At 56.9% G+C, this 18,025-nt stretch carries 16 protein-coding genes; 12 read left to right on the top strand and 4 right to left on the bottom strand.

Annotated features, from left to right (window positions below; genetic code table 11):
* Positions 1-48: 48 nt before the first annotated feature.
* The 3 genes from IV493_RS13805 (at position 49) to IV493_RS13795 (ending at position 3,700) form a co-directional block, all read left to right on the top strand.
* Positions 49-2,652 carry an EAL domain-containing protein gene (locus tag IV493_RS13805; RefSeq protein ID WP_195857302.1) on the top strand — a complete coding sequence of 868 codons (2,604 nt, stop codon included), beginning with the start codon at positions 49-51 and terminating at the stop codon, positions 2,650-2,652.
* Positions 2,653-2,927: 275 nt separating this feature from the next.
* A complete protein-coding gene (locus IV493_RS13800; RefSeq protein WP_013356930.1) occupies positions 2,928-3,224 on the top strand; it encodes an I78 family peptidase inhibitor in 297 nt (98 codons plus the stop codon).
* A gap of 155 nt (positions 3,225-3,379) precedes the next feature.
* On the top strand, positions 3,380-3,700 hold the full coding sequence (locus tag IV493_RS13795) for a hypothetical protein (protein WP_095707633.1): 321 nt from the start codon (positions 3,380-3,382) through the stop codon (positions 3,698-3,700).
* Between the two features lie 9 nt (positions 3,701-3,709).
* Here the strand turns inward: IV493_RS13795 and IV493_RS13790 are convergent, their stop codons facing one another.
* Positions 3,710-3,961, bottom strand: a complete 252-nt coding sequence (locus tag IV493_RS13790; RefSeq protein ID WP_013356932.1) for a biofilm development regulator YmgB/AriR family protein — start codon at positions 3,959-3,961, stop codon at positions 3,710-3,712.
* Between the two features lie 434 nt (positions 3,962-4,395).
* On the opposite strand from IV493_RS13790, the gene IV493_RS13785 reads away from it, so the two are divergent.
* Positions 4,396-5,670: a multidrug efflux MFS transporter gene (locus tag IV493_RS13785; protein ID WP_195857301.1), complete on the top strand. Its 1,275-nt coding sequence runs from the start codon at positions 4,396-4,398 to the stop codon at positions 5,668-5,670.
* On the opposite strand, the gene IV493_RS13780 is transcribed toward IV493_RS13785, so the two are convergent.
* Positions 5,552-8,689: a beta-galactosidase gene (locus IV493_RS13780; protein WP_195857300.1), complete on the bottom strand. Its 3,138-nt coding sequence runs from the start codon at positions 8,687-8,689 to the stop codon at positions 5,552-5,554. The two genes, IV493_RS13785 and IV493_RS13780, sit on opposite strands and share 119 nt — an antisense overlap.
* Before the next feature lie 609 nt (positions 8,690-9,298).
* Here IV493_RS13780 and iraP point away from each other — a divergent pair.
* From iraP to IV493_RS13765, 3 genes are all read left to right on the top strand, one after another.
* A complete protein-coding gene (gene iraP, locus IV493_RS13775; RefSeq protein WP_013356937.1) occupies positions 9,299-9,550 on the top strand; it encodes an anti-adapter protein IraP in 252 nt (83 codons plus the stop codon).
* A gap of 115 nt (positions 9,551-9,665) precedes the next feature.
* On the top strand, positions 9,666-9,968 hold the full coding sequence (locus tag IV493_RS13770) for a PsiF family protein (protein WP_013356938.1): 303 nt from the start codon (positions 9,666-9,668) through the stop codon (positions 9,966-9,968).
* 226 nt (positions 9,969-10,194) lie between these two features.
* Positions 10,195-11,721, top strand: coding sequence for an FAD-dependent oxidoreductase (locus IV493_RS13765; RefSeq protein ID WP_195857299.1), 1,527 nt, complete (start codon positions 10,195-10,197; stop codon positions 11,719-11,721).
* Positions 11,722-11,774: 53 nt separating this feature from the next.
* Here IV493_RS13765 and proC read toward each other — a convergent pair whose 3' ends face one another.
* Positions 11,775-12,587 (bottom strand): pyrroline-5-carboxylate reductase, encoded by an 813-nt coding sequence (gene proC, locus IV493_RS13760; RefSeq protein ID WP_013356940.1) that lies wholly within the window; start codon positions 12,585-12,587, stop codon positions 11,775-11,777.
* 168 nt (positions 12,588-12,755) lie between these two features.
* On the opposite strand from proC, the gene IV493_RS13755 reads away from it, so the two are divergent.
* On the top strand, positions 12,756-13,211 hold the full coding sequence (locus IV493_RS13755; protein WP_013356941.1) for a YaiI/YqxD family protein: 456 nt from the start codon (positions 12,756-12,758) through the stop codon (positions 13,209-13,211).
* Here the strand turns inward: IV493_RS13755 and IV493_RS13750 are convergent.
* Entirely contained in the window at positions 13,208-13,939 is a 732-nt protein-coding gene (locus tag IV493_RS13750) for a DUF2076 domain-containing protein (RefSeq protein WP_195857298.1), read from the bottom strand. The genes IV493_RS13755 and IV493_RS13750 overlap by 4 nt on opposite strands.
* Positions 13,940-14,254: 315 nt before the next feature.
* On the opposite strand from IV493_RS13750, the gene aroL reads away from it, so the two are divergent.
* The 4 genes from aroL to IV493_RS13730 all read left to right on the top strand — a co-directional run bounded on the left by aroL (position 14,255) and on the right by IV493_RS13730 (position 18,021).
* Positions 14,255-14,779: a shikimate kinase AroL gene (aroL, locus tag IV493_RS13745; protein ID WP_110331438.1), complete on the top strand. Its 525-nt coding sequence runs from the start codon at positions 14,255-14,257 to the stop codon at positions 14,777-14,779.
* 111 nt (positions 14,780-14,890) lie between these two features.
* Positions 14,891-15,082 carry a YaiA family protein gene (locus IV493_RS13740; protein WP_033731718.1) on the top strand — a complete coding sequence of 64 codons (192 nt, stop codon included), beginning with the start codon at positions 14,891-14,893 and terminating at the stop codon, positions 15,080-15,082.
* A gap of 339 nt (positions 15,083-15,421) precedes the next feature.
* Positions 15,422-16,174 carry an IclR family transcriptional regulator gene (locus IV493_RS13735; RefSeq protein ID WP_095707629.1) on the top strand — a complete coding sequence of 251 codons (753 nt, stop codon included), beginning with the start codon at positions 15,422-15,424 and terminating at the stop codon, positions 16,172-16,174.
* 287 nt (positions 16,175-16,461) lie between these two features.
* Positions 16,462-18,021 carry an OPT/YSL family transporter gene (locus tag IV493_RS13730; protein WP_195857297.1) on the top strand — a complete coding sequence of 520 codons (1,560 nt, stop codon included), beginning with the start codon at positions 16,462-16,464 and terminating at the stop codon, positions 18,019-18,021.
* Positions 18,022-18,025 lie beyond the last annotated feature (4 nt).

Below are 18,025 nucleotides of genomic sequence, written 5' to 3'. Positions count from 1 at the left end.
ATTGCAGGTCTGTGATCTCAACCCCTGGCTGTGTAGTGAGCACTCTTAATGACTTTTAACCCTCCGGCGCCGCCGTCGCCGCCATTCAGACATGCCGCTGAAGATCGCACTGTCCGCTTTACGCGGCGCAGCCTGCGTACGCTTTCGCTGCTGCTGTCTGGTGTGCTGGTGCTCTCGATGCTGATGGTGCTGACGATTGCGCAGCGTCAGAACAGCGCATCGGTTGAGCATGACCGCATGCTGATGCAGCAGACGTGGCAAAATCGTCAGGAGGCGATGGTCACCGATATCCGGGATTATGCCTTCTGGGGAGAAGCCTGGCGCAATCTCCATGTCAGGGTGAACAAGGTCTGGGCGTTTGACGAAGAGAACTTCGGACCGGGTCTTTACGAAGAGTATCACTATGAAGGCGTGTTCGTGGTTGACGGCAAAGGCCGCACTACCTACAGCGTGATTAATGGGCAACTGGCGGATACGTCGCTGGAAGCCTGGCTGGGTAATGAAACACCGTTGCTTATTGCGGCAGCGCGTCAGCTCAATAATAAAGCGATGACCCGCAATGCGCTGATCAATCATATGCCCGCGATTGTGGTGGCTGCACCTATCAGCAGCGGTAAACTGCCGAACGCGCCGCCTATGGCCGGACCTGCGTCTATCATGGTGTTCGTGAATCTGTTCACACCCGCCAAATTACAGGCACTCGGCGCGACGCTGGATGTGCGCGAACTGCGTCTGCCCGCCAGTGAAGAGGATGCCCTGCGTGAACCGCGAATGGTACTCCCGTTGCCAGGCGGCGAGTCCATTGTGCTGCGCTGGACGTCAAAAATGCCGGGCATGGGCCTGATCGGGTTGCTGTTGCCACTGCTGCTGCTGACGGCGATCATCATCGGCATCATCACCCATCGCGTCAGCCGCCATGCGCTCTCTAATGCGATTCTCTCTGACCGCCGCTTTGCCATGCTGGCAATCAGTCAGCAGGAGCTTGCCAACAGTGAAGCGCGGTTTCGCGATCTCGCTGAGGCGGCGTCAGACTGGATCTGGGAAACGGATGAAGAGGGCCGTCTGATCTATCTGTCAGCGCGTTTTCATACCCTTACCGGCCATGACATCACACACTGGCTGGGACGTCACATCGATCACCTGCTGACTCATCCCAGCCATTCGCTGGTCGCCTGGCTGCTGCGGCAGGAGGCGGAAGAGCAACAGATGCCGCTGCGCTGTCAGTTTATGTCGGCTCAGGGTCACCGCCGCATCGGTCAGCTGGTAGCGAAAACCATCTGGCATGATGCGCGACGTATCGGGTTTCGCGGCACGGTATCGGACATTACCCAGGGCATGGAAGCGGAGGCTCGCATTCAGTTTCTGTCGCGTCACGACGTTTTAACCGGTCTCTCGAACCGCGTGCAGCTGCTGGAGTTTCTGACGCTGCACCTTGCGCTGCCTGATGGCGCTGCGCCGCTGACGCTGATTACTCTCGATCTCGATCAGTTCCGGCCAATCAATGAAACCTGGGGCCATGCGGCGGGCGATGAGGTACTGAGCCAGATAGCGCAGCGTCTGAAGCACTGTATCGGCCCGCAGGAGCTGGTGGCGCGGCTGAGCGGAGATGAATTTGTCCTGGTGTTGCGGGAAACGAACCGTGAGCGGATCGATCAGCGTTGTGCCCAGCTGGTGCACGAGGTTCAGCAGCCAGTCAGCACCGGCCAGCATGTCCACTATCTCACCATCAGCATGGGCATTGCCTGTGCGCCGCAGGATGCCAGCCATCCGGAAGCGCTGCTGCAGATGGCGGATATCGCACTGAATGAAGCACGCGATGCGGGACGTAATCAGTGGGTCTGGTACGCCAATGAAATGGCGAGCCAGCGCGAAGATAAGCGTGAAATGGCGCGGCGCATTGAGAAAGCGCTGACTAACAACGAATTCCGTCTGCACTATCAGCCCCGTTATCAGCTGCTGACCGGTCAGCTGGCCGGCGCTGAAGCGCTGATTCGCTGGCAGATTGCCCCGGATCAGTGGATTACGCCTGACCACTTTATTCCGCTGGCGGAAGAGAGCGGTCTGATCGCCACTATCAGCGACTGGGTTCTGATGCGCGCCTGCCAGGATGCGCTGGGCTGGGGCGGCGATCGCTATGTGTCAGTCAATATTTCGCCGATGGAGTTTCGTACCAGCGATCTGGTGCAACGTGTGGCAGATGTTCTGGCGAAAAGTGGTCTGCCAGCGACAAGGCTGGAGCTGGAGATCACGGAAAATGTCACCTTTGAACATCCACAGCATGCGCTGGAGGTGATGCAGGGCTTACGGTCACTGGGGGTGAGGTTAACCGTTGACGATTTTGGCACCGGCTATGCCGCGCTGGGCTACCTGAAGACCTTCCCGTTCAACGGTCTGAAGATAGACCGCTCCTGGATGAAAGATTTCCCGGAGTCGCAGCAGGCGCAATCGGTCGTGGCGGGCATTATTGCGCTGGCACGCGCTTTTGCGCTGACGATTACGGCGGAGGGAATTGAGACAGAAGCGCAGCTGAACCAGCTAAAACAGCTCTCGTGCGAAGAGGGGCAAGGCTACTTCCTCGGTCGGCCGATGCCGCTGGCTGCATTCAGTACGCTTCTGGAAAGAACAACGCAAAATCAGGCTGAGCCGGTTTAACGGACTTTGACCGCCACGGCGGTCATCAGCATTGCGCAGACAACAAAAATAATCAGTTCCATCATGACCTCCACAGTGCTAAGAATAGTCTTAAGATAGTGTAGCGGCTCACTGTGTTTTTTTTAGGCAGTGAGTGCGATTAATCTTAAAAAATGCCCCTGTGTGACACCCGGATCCGCGCTCACTGTAACAACTTTACCTTTTCCGGCTTCTGGTCAGCAGGCACGCTTTGCTACTCTTGGGGCAGGTTTTACACGTCCAACAGGAGAACAAACGTGAAATTTTATGGAAAAGGGCTGCTGGTAGTGGGTCTGTTTGCATTAACCGCCTGTCAGTCTGCCAGTAAACCTGACACCGCCAGTGTGCCGCAGGATCCTGAAGCCGACCGCTGCGGTGCCTCTCAGTTTCAGAACTATGTCGGCAAACCGTTAACCGTGCTTCAGGGTCAACACTTTGAACAGCAGGTGCGTCCAATCCCCTATAATTCTGCGGTCACCATGGACTTCAACCTCAACCGGCTTAACTTCCTGGCCGACAAAAATGGCAATATCAGCTCAGTTTATTGTGGCTGACGGCCGGTCTGTCATAGGCTTGTCATAACGGCAGGCGAGGATAGCAGCGCGTTTAAGAAACTTCCTCGTCACACAATAAATAGTGCTCGTCTTGTTTATTCCCGCCCCGGCGGGAATTTTTTTAGCGCCTTCGGGCCGGAACAGGAGCGGAGAAGATGAAACGCATCATCGTGGCACTGCTGCCCACGTTGTTACTCAGCAGCACGCTGGCACAGGCCTCCAGTGAAGAGGCCTGGCAGAAGAGCCGTCAGATCATGACGCAGGCGTGTATTAACGCCAGCCACCTGAGCAAAGTAAAAGTGCTGGGCGAGCCGATTGAGTATGACGACAACACAGGTTACAGCGCACTGTTGCTGGAAGGACGCTATCCCCAGCAGCATATGAAAAACAGGCGTGGACGGGAGCTCTGCCTGTTTCAGCGCAGCAGTGGACGGGCCAGTGTCAGCGAAGCGGATAAACTGCGCTGGGTGAAGTAAACCGCCGTTTTACACCTCCGGCTGCGTGTCGATGAGCTGTGCCAGCAGGGTGCGATACCGCTGCAACTGCGCTTCATCGCCTTCCACTTCCAGTTTGTCGATCACTCGCGCAATCAGTGCCTTACTGGTCGCGGGTTCTCCCGCCTCCATAATTTCGCGCAGAATAACCGCCAGCAGATCGGACTCTGGCGGTGTTCGCCAGTTCGGGCTGTTGAAATAGTCACTGATAGCGCGGCTGGCACTGTTCGTTTGCACTCTCATTTCCCTACCTCCGCTGAAACACTATCCCGACCCTTACACAGGTGTAAGAGCATCTATGCATGTCATAAGCTGAACTGCCTCAGCGTAGCCGGATGGTCTGGACCGTTTTTTAGCGGAGGACGTCGCGCCAGGCAGAATGATCGCCACATCGCCACGACTGGCGATTTTTTAAACATAGAAGCGGCGTGAATCGTTGTCAGTAACAGAATGACATATTTTTCCATATTGATGAGGCATGGTTGAGGAAGAGGGTGCCAGGGCAGGCCGTCGGCCACGGGATTCACGCTGTAAACCGCTGGTCAGAGAAAATTTTCGCGGGTAATTGCGCTGAATCAAGAGGAATCCGGTCTTTTGCCGTTTGTGCCATGTTATGTCGGTCACGTTAAGAATCGTCGCGTTAAACTAAGTACTCCCTCTCTTTGAATTATCTGCTCATGCCACGCATTATTGAACCCTGGAAGATAAACCTGATCTCGGTCTGGTTTGGCTGTTTTTTTACTGGCCTGGCCATCAGCCAGATTATCCCGTTTCTGCCGCTCTACCTTGAGCAGCTTGGCGTCACCGGAGGCGAGTCCCTGAGTCTCTGGTCGGGGCTCACCTTCAGTATCACCTTCGTGGTTTCGGCGGCGGTCGCCCCGCTGTGGGGCAGTCTGGCCGATCGCAAAGGCCGTAAATTGATGCTGCTGCGTGCGGCGTTTGGTATGGGCGTGGTGATCCTGCTGCAGGCTTTTGTCACCCAAGCCTGGCAGTTGCTGCTGCTGCGCGCCCTGATGGGGCTGACCTCCGGCTATATCCCCAACGCGATGGCGCTGGTGGCGGCTCAGGTGCCGCGTGAACGCAGCGGCTGGGCGCTGAGCTGTGTCTCCACCGGGCAGATTGGCGGTGTGATTCTGGGGCCGATGCTGGGTGGGCTGCTGGCTGACTGGGTCGGTTTGCGCACGGTATTTATCGTCACCGCGGCGCTGCTTATGGTTAGCTTTCTGGTGACGCTGTTCCTGATTAAAGAGACCGGTTACACCCCGGTGAGTAAAAAAGAGAAACTCAGCGGACGCGAGGTTTTCCGCTCGCTGGACAACCCCAGGCTGATGCTCTGCCTGTTTTTCACCACCATGGTGATCCAGATGTGCAACGGATCGGTGAACCCGATCCTGACGCTGTTTGTGCGCGAGCTGGCGCCCACCGCAGAGAATATCGCGTTTCTCAGTGGCGTAATTGCGGCACTGCCCGGCGTCTCTGCACTGCTGGCCGCGCCACGTTTGGGACGACTCGGTGACCGCATTGGTACGCAGCGTATCCTGCTGGCGACGATGGTTATCTCGCTGCTGCTGTTTATCGCGATGTCTTTTGTAACCAGTGCCACGCAGCTGGGCGTCTTACGTTTTCTGCTGGGCTTCGCCGATGGCGCGATGATGCCTGCGGTACAGACGCTGCTGGTACGTCACTCGCGTGACAATATCACCGGCCGGATCTTCGGTTATAACCAGTCGTTTATGTATCTTGGCAATGTTGCTGGCCCCTTACTGGGCGCAGCAGTATCGGCGGTGGCAGGTTTCCGCTGGGTCTTTTGTGCCACCGCCGTTGTGGTGCTGATTAACGTGCTGTTTCTGAAACGCTTTTACCGGCGTCCGAAGACTGTGTTGCCCGCGTCGGCTGACAAATCTTCAGTTCAGCCTGCCAGCGCTGCTGAGTCAGCAAAAACTCAGGACTGACGCTGGGGCTCCAGGAGTCATCACCGCCGACGCCCATATGGAAGGCATCCAGGTGCAGCCAGCAGCCCGCCTCCGGACGCAGAAGGTGGCGGTGGGATGCCTCACGCAGCTGTTCCAGACTGAAGCGGCTCAGCGAAAAAGCGAAATCACCGCTGACCTGCCAACTGCCGCTGTCGAGCTGGCGGGTGCCGCCACGCAGACCATTCTCACCGGGGAAAACATAGGGGGTTGAAAGCTGATCCAGCGGCAGTTGCCAGTGTGAGAACTGCGCGGCCAGCTGGCGATCGGGATAGTTTTCATGCGGTCCCAGACCGAGCCAGCTTACCTGCTGCGGTATCTGCGCCAGCTCACAGCGTAAGCCGATGCGTGCGGGCGGTGGCAATCCGCGTGACTGCTCAACGGAAAGCTGTAACTGCAACTCCCCCTGCGCATTGATCAGATAACGCTTACGGCTGATAAAGGCGAGCTTGCCACTGGCGAGCCAGCTATGCAGCGTTTCGATCTGCACCGCCTGCGGCAACGCATGCGCGGCTATCGACACCAGCTGGCTGCTCATCTGGTCATATCCTGCCGCCTTCCAGCGCTCGACCCACGCATTAGGATCAACCCGTTCCGCTTCGCTGGTGCCGATGTCATTGTCCAGCGGCGCGCGAATAAAGCAGTCCTGAAGCGGCGAGAGCAGCGTCGGCTGTTCATCAACAAACCATTGCGTCAGTTCGCCGCTGTGGCGTGAGAAATGCCAGCGCTGCTGCTGATGGGTGACGATAATCTCACTGGCGTCATCATGGAGGACAGGTGCTTCAGCTTTTTCCGGCAGCGGAGGCAGCGCCAGCAGCGAAGGCAGCGCCCACTGATGCCAGGCGACACGCCAGTCGGCAGCACTCCAGCGGGTCGGGTGAATCTGATGAACAGCAACATTAAGCCAGCATTCGCCCTGTAAGGCGGGCGGTGACGGCAGGGTGATCCGCTGCTGACCCTGTGGGCCGATATCCAGTAAAACTTCACCTTCCGTCACCACCTGGCCTGCCTGCTCAATGCGCCAGCGCAGCACTTCATTGTCACTGTGACGGAATAAGTAGTCGCTGCTGACCGTAACGCTCAGCGGGTCGCCGGGATCGACGGTGAACTGCCAGAACTGCTGTGCGCGCTGCGCCTCATACAGCGCCGGATGCGGCGTGCGATCGGCAAACACCAGCCCGTTCATACAGAATTGACGATCGTTGGGTTTATCGCCAAAATCACCGCCGTAAGCCTGCCACGGGTTGCCCTGATCGTCATAGCGGGTCAGGCTCTGATCCACCCAGTCCCAGACGAAGCCGCCCTGCAGGCGCGGGAACTGGCGGAAGGCCTCCCAGTATTTCGCGAAACCGCCAAAGCTATTGCCCATGGCATGCGCATACTCACACAGGATCAGCGGACGCGTTTCGCCCGGCAGGCCGATCCACTTTTTCAGCGACCACTTCGGCACCGCCGGGAATGGCTGATCTTCATCGACCCTGGCATACATCGGGCAGATGATATCGGTCGCGGCGGTGTCCGCACCGCCGCCTTCATACTGAACCGGACGGGTAGGATCGCTGCTTTTCACCCAGCGGTAGAGCGCGTCATGCGTGGCACCATGTCCCGACTCATTGCCCAGCGACCAGATAATAATGCTGCAGTGATTACGATCGCGCTGCACCATACGCGTCACACGTTCGCTAAAGGCAGCGAACCAGCGGGGATCGTCGGAGAGCCGGTTCATCGGCTGCATGCCGTGGGTTTCGATATTCGCTTCATCCACCACATAAAGCCCGTACTGGTCGCACAGCCGATACCAGAGCGGATGATTGGGATAGTGCGAACAGCGCACCGCGTTGAAATTGTGCTGCTTCATCAGCTCAATGTCGCGGCACATCGTTGCCTCATCCACCACCTGACCGAGCTCCGGATGGTGTTCGTGGCGATTAGTGCCACGGATCAGCAGCGGTTTGCCGTTGAGACAGAGCAGGCCGTTATCGATAGTGACCTGACGGAAGCCGACATCATACGCTTCCACCTCGATCAGCTGCTGATCCCCATCCAGCAGCGCCAGCGTGGCGCGATAGAGGTGTGGCGTTTCAGCGCTCCACAGCGCAGGCCGTTCCACCGGCAGGCTGAGCAGGGCGCGTTCAGGATAGTGACCCCGCTCGTCAATAATGGCACTGCCCAGCAACTGCTGACACTGCGCAACCGGCTGTTCACCCTGCCATAGCGTCAGGCGCAGCTGATAGCGCGAGGTGAGGTCAGGCGGCAAGGCAACGCGGACCTGGGCGCGCAGCTCGGCACGGGTAAACTCCGGGCTGAGCCGGGTTTCCAGTTGCACGTCAGCCAGATGCACCTGCGGCTTATGCAGTAACGTGACATCGCGGAAAATGCCGCTCATCCGCCACATATCCTGATCTTCAAGATAGCTGCCGTCGCTCCAGCGCAGCACCATCACCGCCAGCCGGTTTTTGCCCTGTCGCAGATAAGGGCTCAGGTCGAATTCGGCGGGCAGGCGGCTGTCCTGAGAGTAGCCAATCCACTGTCCATTGCACCACAGATGAAAGGCCGAATTGACGCCGTCAAAGATGATGCGTGTCTGCCCGGAAGTGAGCCAGGCGGCGTCCGGGCTGAATGTGAGCGAATAACATCCTGTCGGGTTCTCTTTGGGTACAAACGGGGGATTAACCGGAATGGGATACTGCACGTTGGTGTAAATAGGCGCATCAAAGCCGTGCATCTGCCAGTTTGCCGGCACCGGAATCGTGCTGGCATCCGGTAGATCCTGCAGTAACCAGCTGGCCGGGACCGCCTCAGGCTGCGCAAAGTAACTGAAACCCCACTCCCCATTCAGGCTCTGCAGTGACACCGAGGGCGTGTCATCACGCGCCGCTGCTTCGTCCCGCCAGCTGGCAAAAGGCGGGTGCGCATCCAGCCGATGCAGCGAGGTCACGACCGGATTTTCCCAGTCGCGCCGGGAGAGGATGTCACTGAAAGCAGCCTGTGAGAGAGTCATGGTTATATCCTGTAAATGTGATGCGCTCACAATGCGCAAAATTGTTCAGGCTGTAAAGCGTTCGCCATCCCGATTTGCACAAATAGTTTTCCCCGAAAGCGGGCCGCAGTGTTGAGAATGTGGCGGCTTACTGACTGTAAAACGTTAAGTCTGGTCAGCAAAGATGAATAGCGGCCGGATGCGGAGGAATCTCACTTGTCGCCATGCGGGTGGCTTCATACACTCAGCCCGATTTCATCACCCTGAGGTAAATATGGTACGAATCGTTAAGCTGGCTGCCGTTGTGGCATTAGTGACTGCATTAAGCGGATGTCTTTTCCCGCCTCCTGGCGGCGGCGGTGGAGGAGGTGGTGGCTGGGGCGGACCTGGCGGCGGACCGGGCCGCGGATTTGTCGATCCGCGTTAAGTCTGCTTATTGAATGCTGGCAGGCAAAACGTTTAACAGCGGTGATGTTTGTCCGCAAAACGTTTCGCCTGCAAAGTTAGCCGGAAATCGCCGTGAAAAGCGCAGCGGTGCAGGCTAACTCGCTGAAAAAAGGTGAGTTGCCCTCTGTTTTTTTAGCCAGCGTGGTGATAGTTTCAGCTTTTCTTCACCGCTGAGACAACAGCATGAAAAACCTGATTGCTGAGTTACTGGTTAAGCTGGCTGAAAAAGAAGCGACAGCGAAAGAGCAGGTGGCGCAGATTGAGGCGCTGGAAATTGTCGTGACCGCACTGGTTCGCAAGCTGGATCCGCAACAACATCTGGACATGACGATTACGATTGAAACCGCCATGGACAACGTGGCCTGTGCCGATGACAACGATGCGCTGTTGCTGCGTAATTACATCGAAAAGCTGCTCCGGCATCCCCGCCAGTAACGAGCCCGGTACCAATCTGGAATGGGATCTTCACATCACTTTGACATGAAACATTTTCCGCTTTGCTTATTCGCTGCCAGAATAACAGGGGACAATCCATTGTGGAGATAACAAGATGAAAGTCGGTTTAATGGCGATGATGATGGCGGGCCTGCTGGTCAGCGGGCTGGCGGGTGCGGCGGAGAAGACCCCGCAGCAGGAAAAGATGACGATGTGTAACCAGCATGCTAAATCACAGGATCTCAAAGGGGATGCACGTAAAACCTTTATGAGTGAATGCCTGAAAAAAGACAGCAAACTGTCGCACATGTCGCCGCAGCAGATGAAAATGAAAAGCTGTAACGGCGAAGCTGGCGATAAAAAGCTGGCAGGCGATGCGCGTAAAACCTTTATGAGCCAGTGCCTGAAAAAAAGCTGATCATCCCCCACGGCCACGTAGGTGGCCGCTTCTTCTTTCTGCGCAACGATGATTCAGTTCCTTAACGCTGATTAAATTACCTTCCACAACAAAACCTTAACCCCTCTGACAAACATTCCTCATCAGGCTTCCCGGTTCCTTTGCCACACTTACTGTTTGTGGGGATTTGCGCAGGCTTTGTTTTACCGCGCAGCACCAGACCCGAAACAGCGAAAGGAGCCATGCCGTGAACTATCAATTTACCGCCGACCTGAACGATCTGCCGCAGCGACAGCCGGTTAAGAAAACGCTGGGTGAGGTAGAGGTGTTACTGATTCGCGACGGGGACAACGTACGCGCGTATCAGGCGAAATGTCCGCATGCGGGCGCGCCGCTGGAGCAGGGCGCGATTTGTGGCGACCGGCTGGTCTGCCCGTGGCACAAAGCCGCGTTTCATATCGCCGATGGCAAAATGTGTGAACCGCTGGCGCTGGCCGATCTTAAGCAATATCCGCTGCGCATTGAAGAGGGCCGGGTGCTGGTAAACCCAAAAGCGATGTCTCCCGCTGCACCCATTGGCAGCGGAGCAGACGCACCGGTTTATGTAGTGCTGGGTGGTGGCGCTGCGGGCAGCGCAGCGCTGTGGCGTCTGCGTCATGACGGCTTCAAAGGCCGCCTGATTCTGGTTGAGCGGGAAGCGGACGCGCCTTACGACCGCACTGCGCTGACCAAATTTGTGCCGTCGGGCAAAATGGACATCAGCGAGGTGCCACAGCTGCTGAAAGCGGATGTGATGGAGCACGTTGAACGCGTGCAGGCTACCGTGAGTCGCCTTGATACGCAGCAGCAACGGCTGATCTTCGACGATGGCGAAACGCTTGCCTTCGACAAACTGCTGATCGCCAGCGGCGCAAAGCCTGTCCGTCCCGATTTGCCAGGCAGCGATCTTGAAGGAGTTTATTTGCTGCGCAGCAAAGCGCAGACCGATGAGCTGCTTAAAGCGGTGGATGCCAGCCATAAAATCATGATTATCGGCAACAGTTTTATCGGCACCGAGCTGGCGTCGGCACTGCGTAATCGTGACATCGACGTTACGGTGATTGCCCGTCAGGCGCTGCCCTTTGCAAAACGGTTTGGCGATCAGATAGGCCGCTATTTCTACCAGCTGCATGAGCAAAACGGCGTGAAGTGGGTGCAGGGCGAGATTGAAGCTATACAGGGCGACCAGCAGGTGAGTGGCGTACAGCTTAAGGGTGGACGGCAGCTGGATGCGAACGTTGTGCTGTTTGCTACCGGCGTAAAACCGGCTACCGACTTTATCCACGATCTGGCGCTGGCAGAGGATGGCAGTCTGCAGTCAGACGAGCATTTACGGGTCGCTGACAATATCTGGGTGGCGGGTGATATCGCCACGTATCCGTCGGCACAGGGTCCGCTGCGCATTGAGCACTATCGCGTCGCGCATCAGCAGGGACAGACCGCCGCATGGAATATGCTGGATCAGAACGTTGCCTTTGATCGTGTGCCGTTCTTCTGGACCACGCAGTATGGCACCCGTTATGAGTATGTTGGCCATGCGGCAGAATGGGATAATTTCGAGCTGATCGGCTCGCTGGAGGACAAAAAGTTTATGGCGTTTTATGGTCAGCAGGGGCAACTGGCGGCGATCTGCTCATGCGGTATGTATACGCTGACTGCTGAGCTGGTGGAGCGGATGCAGCAACCGATGTCGCTTGCCGACGCGGTGGCGCTCGCTCAGGCGCACATCAGTTAAGTTGCGCACAAGGCGGGCCGCGAGCCGGTCCGCCCTGCGCAGTGCCTGAACGCTTAGCTGCGGCTTAGTTTTTCGGACTTCGCCATGCACTGCTGCATTGCTTCAATCACCGCCGAGCGCATCCCTTTCTCTTCCAGCACCTTCACGGCTTCAATGGTGGTGCCGCCAGGCGAGCAGACCATATCTTTAAGTTCAGCCGGATGTTTGCCGCTGGTCAGCACCATCTCCGCCGCCCCTTTTACCGCCTGTGCAGCAAACTGATAGGCCTGGGCGCGCGGCATGCCGCCCAGTACGGCCGCATCCGCCATCGCCTCGATAAACATAAAGACGTAGGCCGGTGCAGAACCGCTGACGCCGACCACGGAGTGAATCAGATATTCATCCACCACGGCCGCTTTGCCGAAGCTCTCAAAAATCGCGACGACCTCGTCGATCTCCGCCTGCTCAACCAGCACGTTGGGCGTGACCGAGGTCATGCCTTCGCTGACCAGCGAGGGCGTATTCGGCATCGCCCGGACAATTTTACGATCGTAGCCCAGCACCGATGAAAGCGAATCCAGCGTCACGCCCGCCGCAATCGACACTACCAGCGCCTCTTTTTTCAGGCTGCCGGCCAGCTCTTTTAATACTTTCAGAATCACATTGGGTTTTACCGCGCCGAACAGGATGTCCACCTCACGCGCCAGCGCATCCGCGCTCTCAGCTGCGTTGATGCCATACTGCTCTGCCATCGCCTGGTTGGTCTCTGCTTTGCGATCGTAAACGAAGATATCAGACGGGGCGATTTTGCCGCTGTTGACCAGTCCGCCGATAATAGCTTTCGCCATGTTTCCCCCGCCGATAAACCCGATTTTTTTTGCCAGCATCGCCATCTCCTTAGGACATTATTCGGTTTTCTCAGTGGGCTAGCTTACTTCAGCCAGCCCGAATAACAAGTCAGCCGGATGCGGGCTGGAAAGCGTGCCGCAAATAAAATTTGCCATTCAGGGAGAACCCGGCAAGATCTCAGGCTTCTCTGACTGTAAGGAATCATGATGTTTATCTGGGTCGATGCCGATGCCTGTCCGAATGTGATCAAAGAGGTGCTCTACCGTGCGGCGGATCGCACCTCCACCACGGTCACTTTTGTGGCAAACCAGTTTCTGCGTGTGCCGCCATCGCCTTATCTGCGCACCCTGCAGGTGCCAGCCGGATTTGATGTGGCGGACAATGAGATTGTCAGGCGTTGTCAGCCTGGCGATCTGGTGATCACCGCCGATATTCCGCTGGCGGCTGAGGTGATTGAGAAGGGGGCGGCAGCGCTGAATCCGCGCGGTGAACGTTACTCACCGGCAACGATACGTGAACGCCTGACGATGCGGGATTTTATGGATACTCTGCGGTCAAGCGGCGTGCAGACCGGCGGCCCCGCGACGATGAGTCCGCGTGACCGCCAGCAGTTTGCGAATGAGCTGGATAGCTGGCTCACTCAGCAGAAACGCTCGACTTAAACGAAGCTGTCGTCATCGTCGAAATCACCGCCGCCAAAATCGTTCAGATCGCTGTTGTCGGCATAATTACTGTCCCAGCCTGAGTTCTGATCGAGGAAGGCGTTATCGTTACCGCCGTTAAAGGCATCGGCGTTGTCATCGCCACCGTTAAAGGTGTTGAGATTATCATTCACCTCCGGCAGCGGCGGCTCATTGATGATGTTCACAATCTCTTCCGGCTGTGAATGGTGGAACATGCTGGTCAGCATATCGGCCATCACCACACCCCCTGCCACGCCCACTGCTGTTTGTAGTGCGCCGCCAAGAAAACCGGTGCCGCGTGGCGCTGCTGCCTGAGCAGGGGCATATTGCTGCTGTGCCAGTTGTTGCGGCGCACTGTTCCACGGCGATGGTTGCTGTTGCTGCTGCTGGACGGGCTGCTGCTGGCGCGAACCGCTGCCAAACAGTCCCGACAGAAAGCCGCCGCTGCTCTGTGCGGGTTGTTGCTGCTGTTGCTGCTGCAACTGTGCAACCTGGCTTTCCAGCGCTGACACTTTCTCATTGAGTTTTTTCAGCGCCGCTTCCTGAATCAGGATCGCCTGCGCCATGTAGTAAGGCGCGCCCGGCTGCGCCTGAAGATGCTGGTTAATCAGTTGTTCGGCTGCGGCATCGCGTGCCGCGGTCTGGCTTTCAGCCTGTTTCAGACGGCTGAACAGCCCTTCAATCAGTTGTTGTTCTTCGCGTTGCATGATGACTCTCCTGTGGCGATTGTTACCAGTATATGGGGGCGCCGGTAAGAAAAGTAAAATCGCGGCGGTAAGCAAATATTGCCAGCGCATTCCGGACGCTGTTTTGCGCGTTTTTTATCGTCCTGTTAGCGCCGTGATGCACAAAACGTGCATGCTTTTCCCGTTGAAAACACAAAGATTATCGCTGTTCAGGTAACGAAAATGCGTAAATCATGCCTGACAGGTGGAGGCAATAATAATTTCCAGTTATCATGCGTCGCATTATTAAGCTAACCATGCAGCCGCATCGCGCGGTCAGGCGGAGGAACGGCCCTGATGTCACTACCCATCTTTTTGATTGGCGCTCGCGGTTGCGGCAAAACCACGGTCGGCGAAGCGTTGTCGCAGGCGCTGGGCTACGCCTTTACGGATACCGATCACCATCTGCAACTTAGCACGCAGCGCAGCGTGGCCGAGATTGTTGCGGCAGAAGGCTGGGAAGGTTTTCGCGCCCGTGAAACGGAATCGCTTAAAGCGGTGACGGCACCCGGGACCGTGATTGCCACCGGTGGCGGGATGATTCTGGCTGAAGAGAACTGCCGTTTCATGCAGGAGCAGGGCCGGGTGATCTGGCTCAGCGCGTCGCCCGAAGTGCTGGCAGAACGACTGGAAAGCGAACCTGAAGCGGCTCAGCGTCCGACGCTGACCGGACGTCCGATTGCCGATGAGATGAGTGATGTGCTGCGTGAACGCGCGCATCTCTATCAGTCCGCAGCCCATCATCAGGTGAATGCCATGCAATCGCCTGAGTGCGTAGTGGAGGAGATTTTGCTTTCCCTCTCTCTGGCGCGCGCCAGCTAACCCTCAGATTTTTCCCGCTTTGATCCCGCTTCGGATGGCATTGTCTATACTTATCCTATGACAGGCAGCAGCCTGTCCTGTGGAATGTTATTCAGACAAGAGGGACATACTATGCCGACTAGACCACCATACCCACGTGAAGCGAAAGTTGTGCCTGTTGAAAAGGGTCCTGAGGGAAACAAAGTAACCTCCTACGAATTGCGTGCTGATCATCCCAAACCGAATTCATTAATCAGTGAGCACGAAACGGAAGAAGAAGCGCGTGACGCCAAAGAGCGTTACGAAGATGTCGAGAAAGAGTAAAGCTTTGCTGCTGGCAGGGACGCCAGCCTGTCATGTCTGATAATCCTGTCTTTTTCAGCGCAACGCTGTTCCAGTACAATGCCTCTTTGCACTCATAGCGACCTGATTACTAAAGAAGCGAAATTTACGCAGATTTCCTGTCGTATGCTTTCTGCTCATGCGTCTGTTCTGCACTCTCTTCACGTCGCCATATAAAGCCCCGCTAATCATTTCTGTCACATTATTTTCTCTGCTGCCGATAACGTTAAGTGTTGAATTGTCGCTTGACCGATTCAGCGTCACGTTTTACTTTCGTCAAACCAACAGAGGAACTTAGTTCCATATAGTGGAACACGCTACATGACCACACTTGAAAATGCGGCTGCCGTACTCCGATTGTTTCAGCACAAAGGTGTGACGCAGGGGCATGTCGGTCTCTCATTCAGTGAGGTGGTTGAGGCGCTGACGCTGCCGAAGAGCACCGTTTCACGTCTGCTGGCCACGATGGAAAGTCAGGGGCTGCTGGAGCGGGATGCGGACACGCGCGGTTATCATATTGGTCGCGTGTTGCTGGCCGCCGCTGGTCATTATCTCTCGGCACCGCTGGTCGATAGCGTTTCAGCGGCGATGGTCCGGCTGGCTGCGAAGACCGGCTGCATGGGATACGTGTCGAAGCTCGATGGACGGGAAGTGTTAGTAATGCGCATGTTTCATGGGCGTCACTTTACGCAGATGGTCACACCGCCCGGCAGTCGAATGCCTGCCGCTGCGACGTCAACCGGTCGGGCGCTGTTAGCGCAACTCAGTGACGAAGAGGTCATAGCGCGCTTCCATGATCACTGGCAGGCTGGCCCGGCGAACTCGCCGCAAAGTCCCGAGGCGCTCTGTGCCAGACTGGCTGAAATCCGCCAGCACGGCTGGTCACTGGCCCGCAATGAATCACTGCCAGGCATCAGCTCGCTGTCGGTCATTGTTCATAACAAACATCATGGCGAAACGGTGGCACTCTGCCTGTCGTTTCTGTCACAGGAGAGTGAACCGGGTTTCCCGCCAGCGCTCCTTGAAGCACTACGTGCAACGGCCACAGAGATGACCGACAAATATGGCGCGTAACTTCACCACGATTTTATCGGCGTAATACTTTCGCCACACCAGGGAAAACCAGGGCCTTCGGGCCTTTTTCTTTCAATCTGATCGCTACGTTGTCCGCAGCAACCCGGTTGCCTGTGTTCGTCTCCCCCTGTCTCCTGTATCGGTTCAGCATCCGGGGTGACGACCATCTGCAATGGCTGTTGCTATGCGGCGCGCATCAGGGCAGTGAACCAGAAAACCGGCGTAAACCTGACATCAGGCAGGCGGACGTTATTTCATTTCTTCTCAACAAGGACTGGCGGGGACATATGGAACGGGTAAATCCAATCAGACACATTGGCGTGGCACTGGTTTTAATTTTTCTTTCCATCGCGGGTGCCATTATCGGCATTCAGCTGATTACGACGATTGGCGTAACGCCTAATACCTCCATTATCGGGGCGCTGTTTGCCATGCTGCTGGCGCGTATTCCGCTGCAGGCATTTCGCCGTTATCGTTCGATTGAAATCCAGAACCTGGCGCAGACCGCCATCTCTTCAGCGACCTTCGGGGCGGCTAACAGTCTGCTGATGCCGATTGCTGTGCCCTGGGCGCTGGGTGAGCCTCAGCTGGTGCTGCCGCTGTTCTGTGGCGTCAGCGCCGCGATGCTGCTCGATGCCTGGCTGCTCTATCGGCTGTTTGATACCCGCGTCTTTCCGGCCAGTAATGCATGGCCACCAGGCGTTGCAGCAGCAGAAGCGATTAAAGCGGGGGATAAAGGCGGACGCCAGGCGTGGCTGCTAGTGGCGGGCATTGCCGGTGGCGTTGTCGGCGCCATGCTGAAGATTCCGATGTCCGCTTTTGGCACCGCGTTTATTGGCAATATCTGGGCGCTATCGATGCTCGGCATCGGTTTTCTGCTGCGCGCCTACGCGCAGCCGGTGGCCGGTATTGATATCAATGCGCTCTATATTCCGCATGGGGTCATGGTCGGTGCCGGTCTGGTGGCGCTGATTCAGGTGGTGATGGTCATCCGCAGCCGTAAAAATGATGCGCTGACGGTGAGTCGCAACGGTAATGAAGTGCAGCGGGCGCTGGGTTTCGGCAGCGTGGGGTATATCGTGATTTCGGCGCTGCTGGCCCTGGCGGGGGGCCTGTGGAGTGAGATGGGCATCGCGATGCTGCTGCTGTTTGTTCTCTATGCTGCGTTTGCCGCTTTCGCCCATGAACTGATAGTCGGCATTGCCGCCATGCATTCCGGCTGGTTCCCGGCCTTTGCCGTGGCGCTGATTACGCTGATTATCGGCATTCTGATCGGCTTTCCACCGCTGGCGCTCTGCCTGCTGTGCGGCTTTACGGCCGCTACCGGCCCGGCGTTTGCTGACATGGGTTACGACCTGAAGGCGGGCTTTATCCTGCGCGGTAACGGGGCGGATCTGCAGCAGGAGTTGTGGGGACGTCGTATTCAGCTGATCGCGGCCATGATCGCCTTTGTGGTGTCGATTCCCCTTGTCTGGTACGCGCATACTCTTTTCTTTACAGACAATCTGCTGCCGCCGGTGGCGCGGGTGTATGCCAAAACAATTCAGGCGGGTGCTGAACCCGGTATCGCCGGAAACCTGCTGATGTGGGCTATTCCGGGTGCCCTTATCCAGCTGATCGGCGGGCCGAAACGCCAGCTGGGCGTGCTGCTCGCCACCGGTTTATTAATTAATAACGCGATGGCGGGCTGGGCGGTGGTGGTGGGGATCGCCTTACGCATTGTGATCATTCGCATCTGGGGCGAACGCGGCCGCTCGCCCATGGAGGTCATGGCGGCAGGCTTCATTGCCGGTGATGCTCTCTATAGCTTCTTTCATTCGCTGTTTACCAGCAGCAGCAAAAAATAAAGGA

The sequence above is a fragment of the Pantoea sp. SM3640 genome, assembly GCF_015654165.1.
Taxonomy (GTDB): Bacteria; Pseudomonadota; Gammaproteobacteria; order Enterobacterales; family Enterobacteriaceae; genus Pantoea; species Pantoea vagans.
This window is presented reverse-complemented; position numbering and strand designations above follow the sequence as displayed.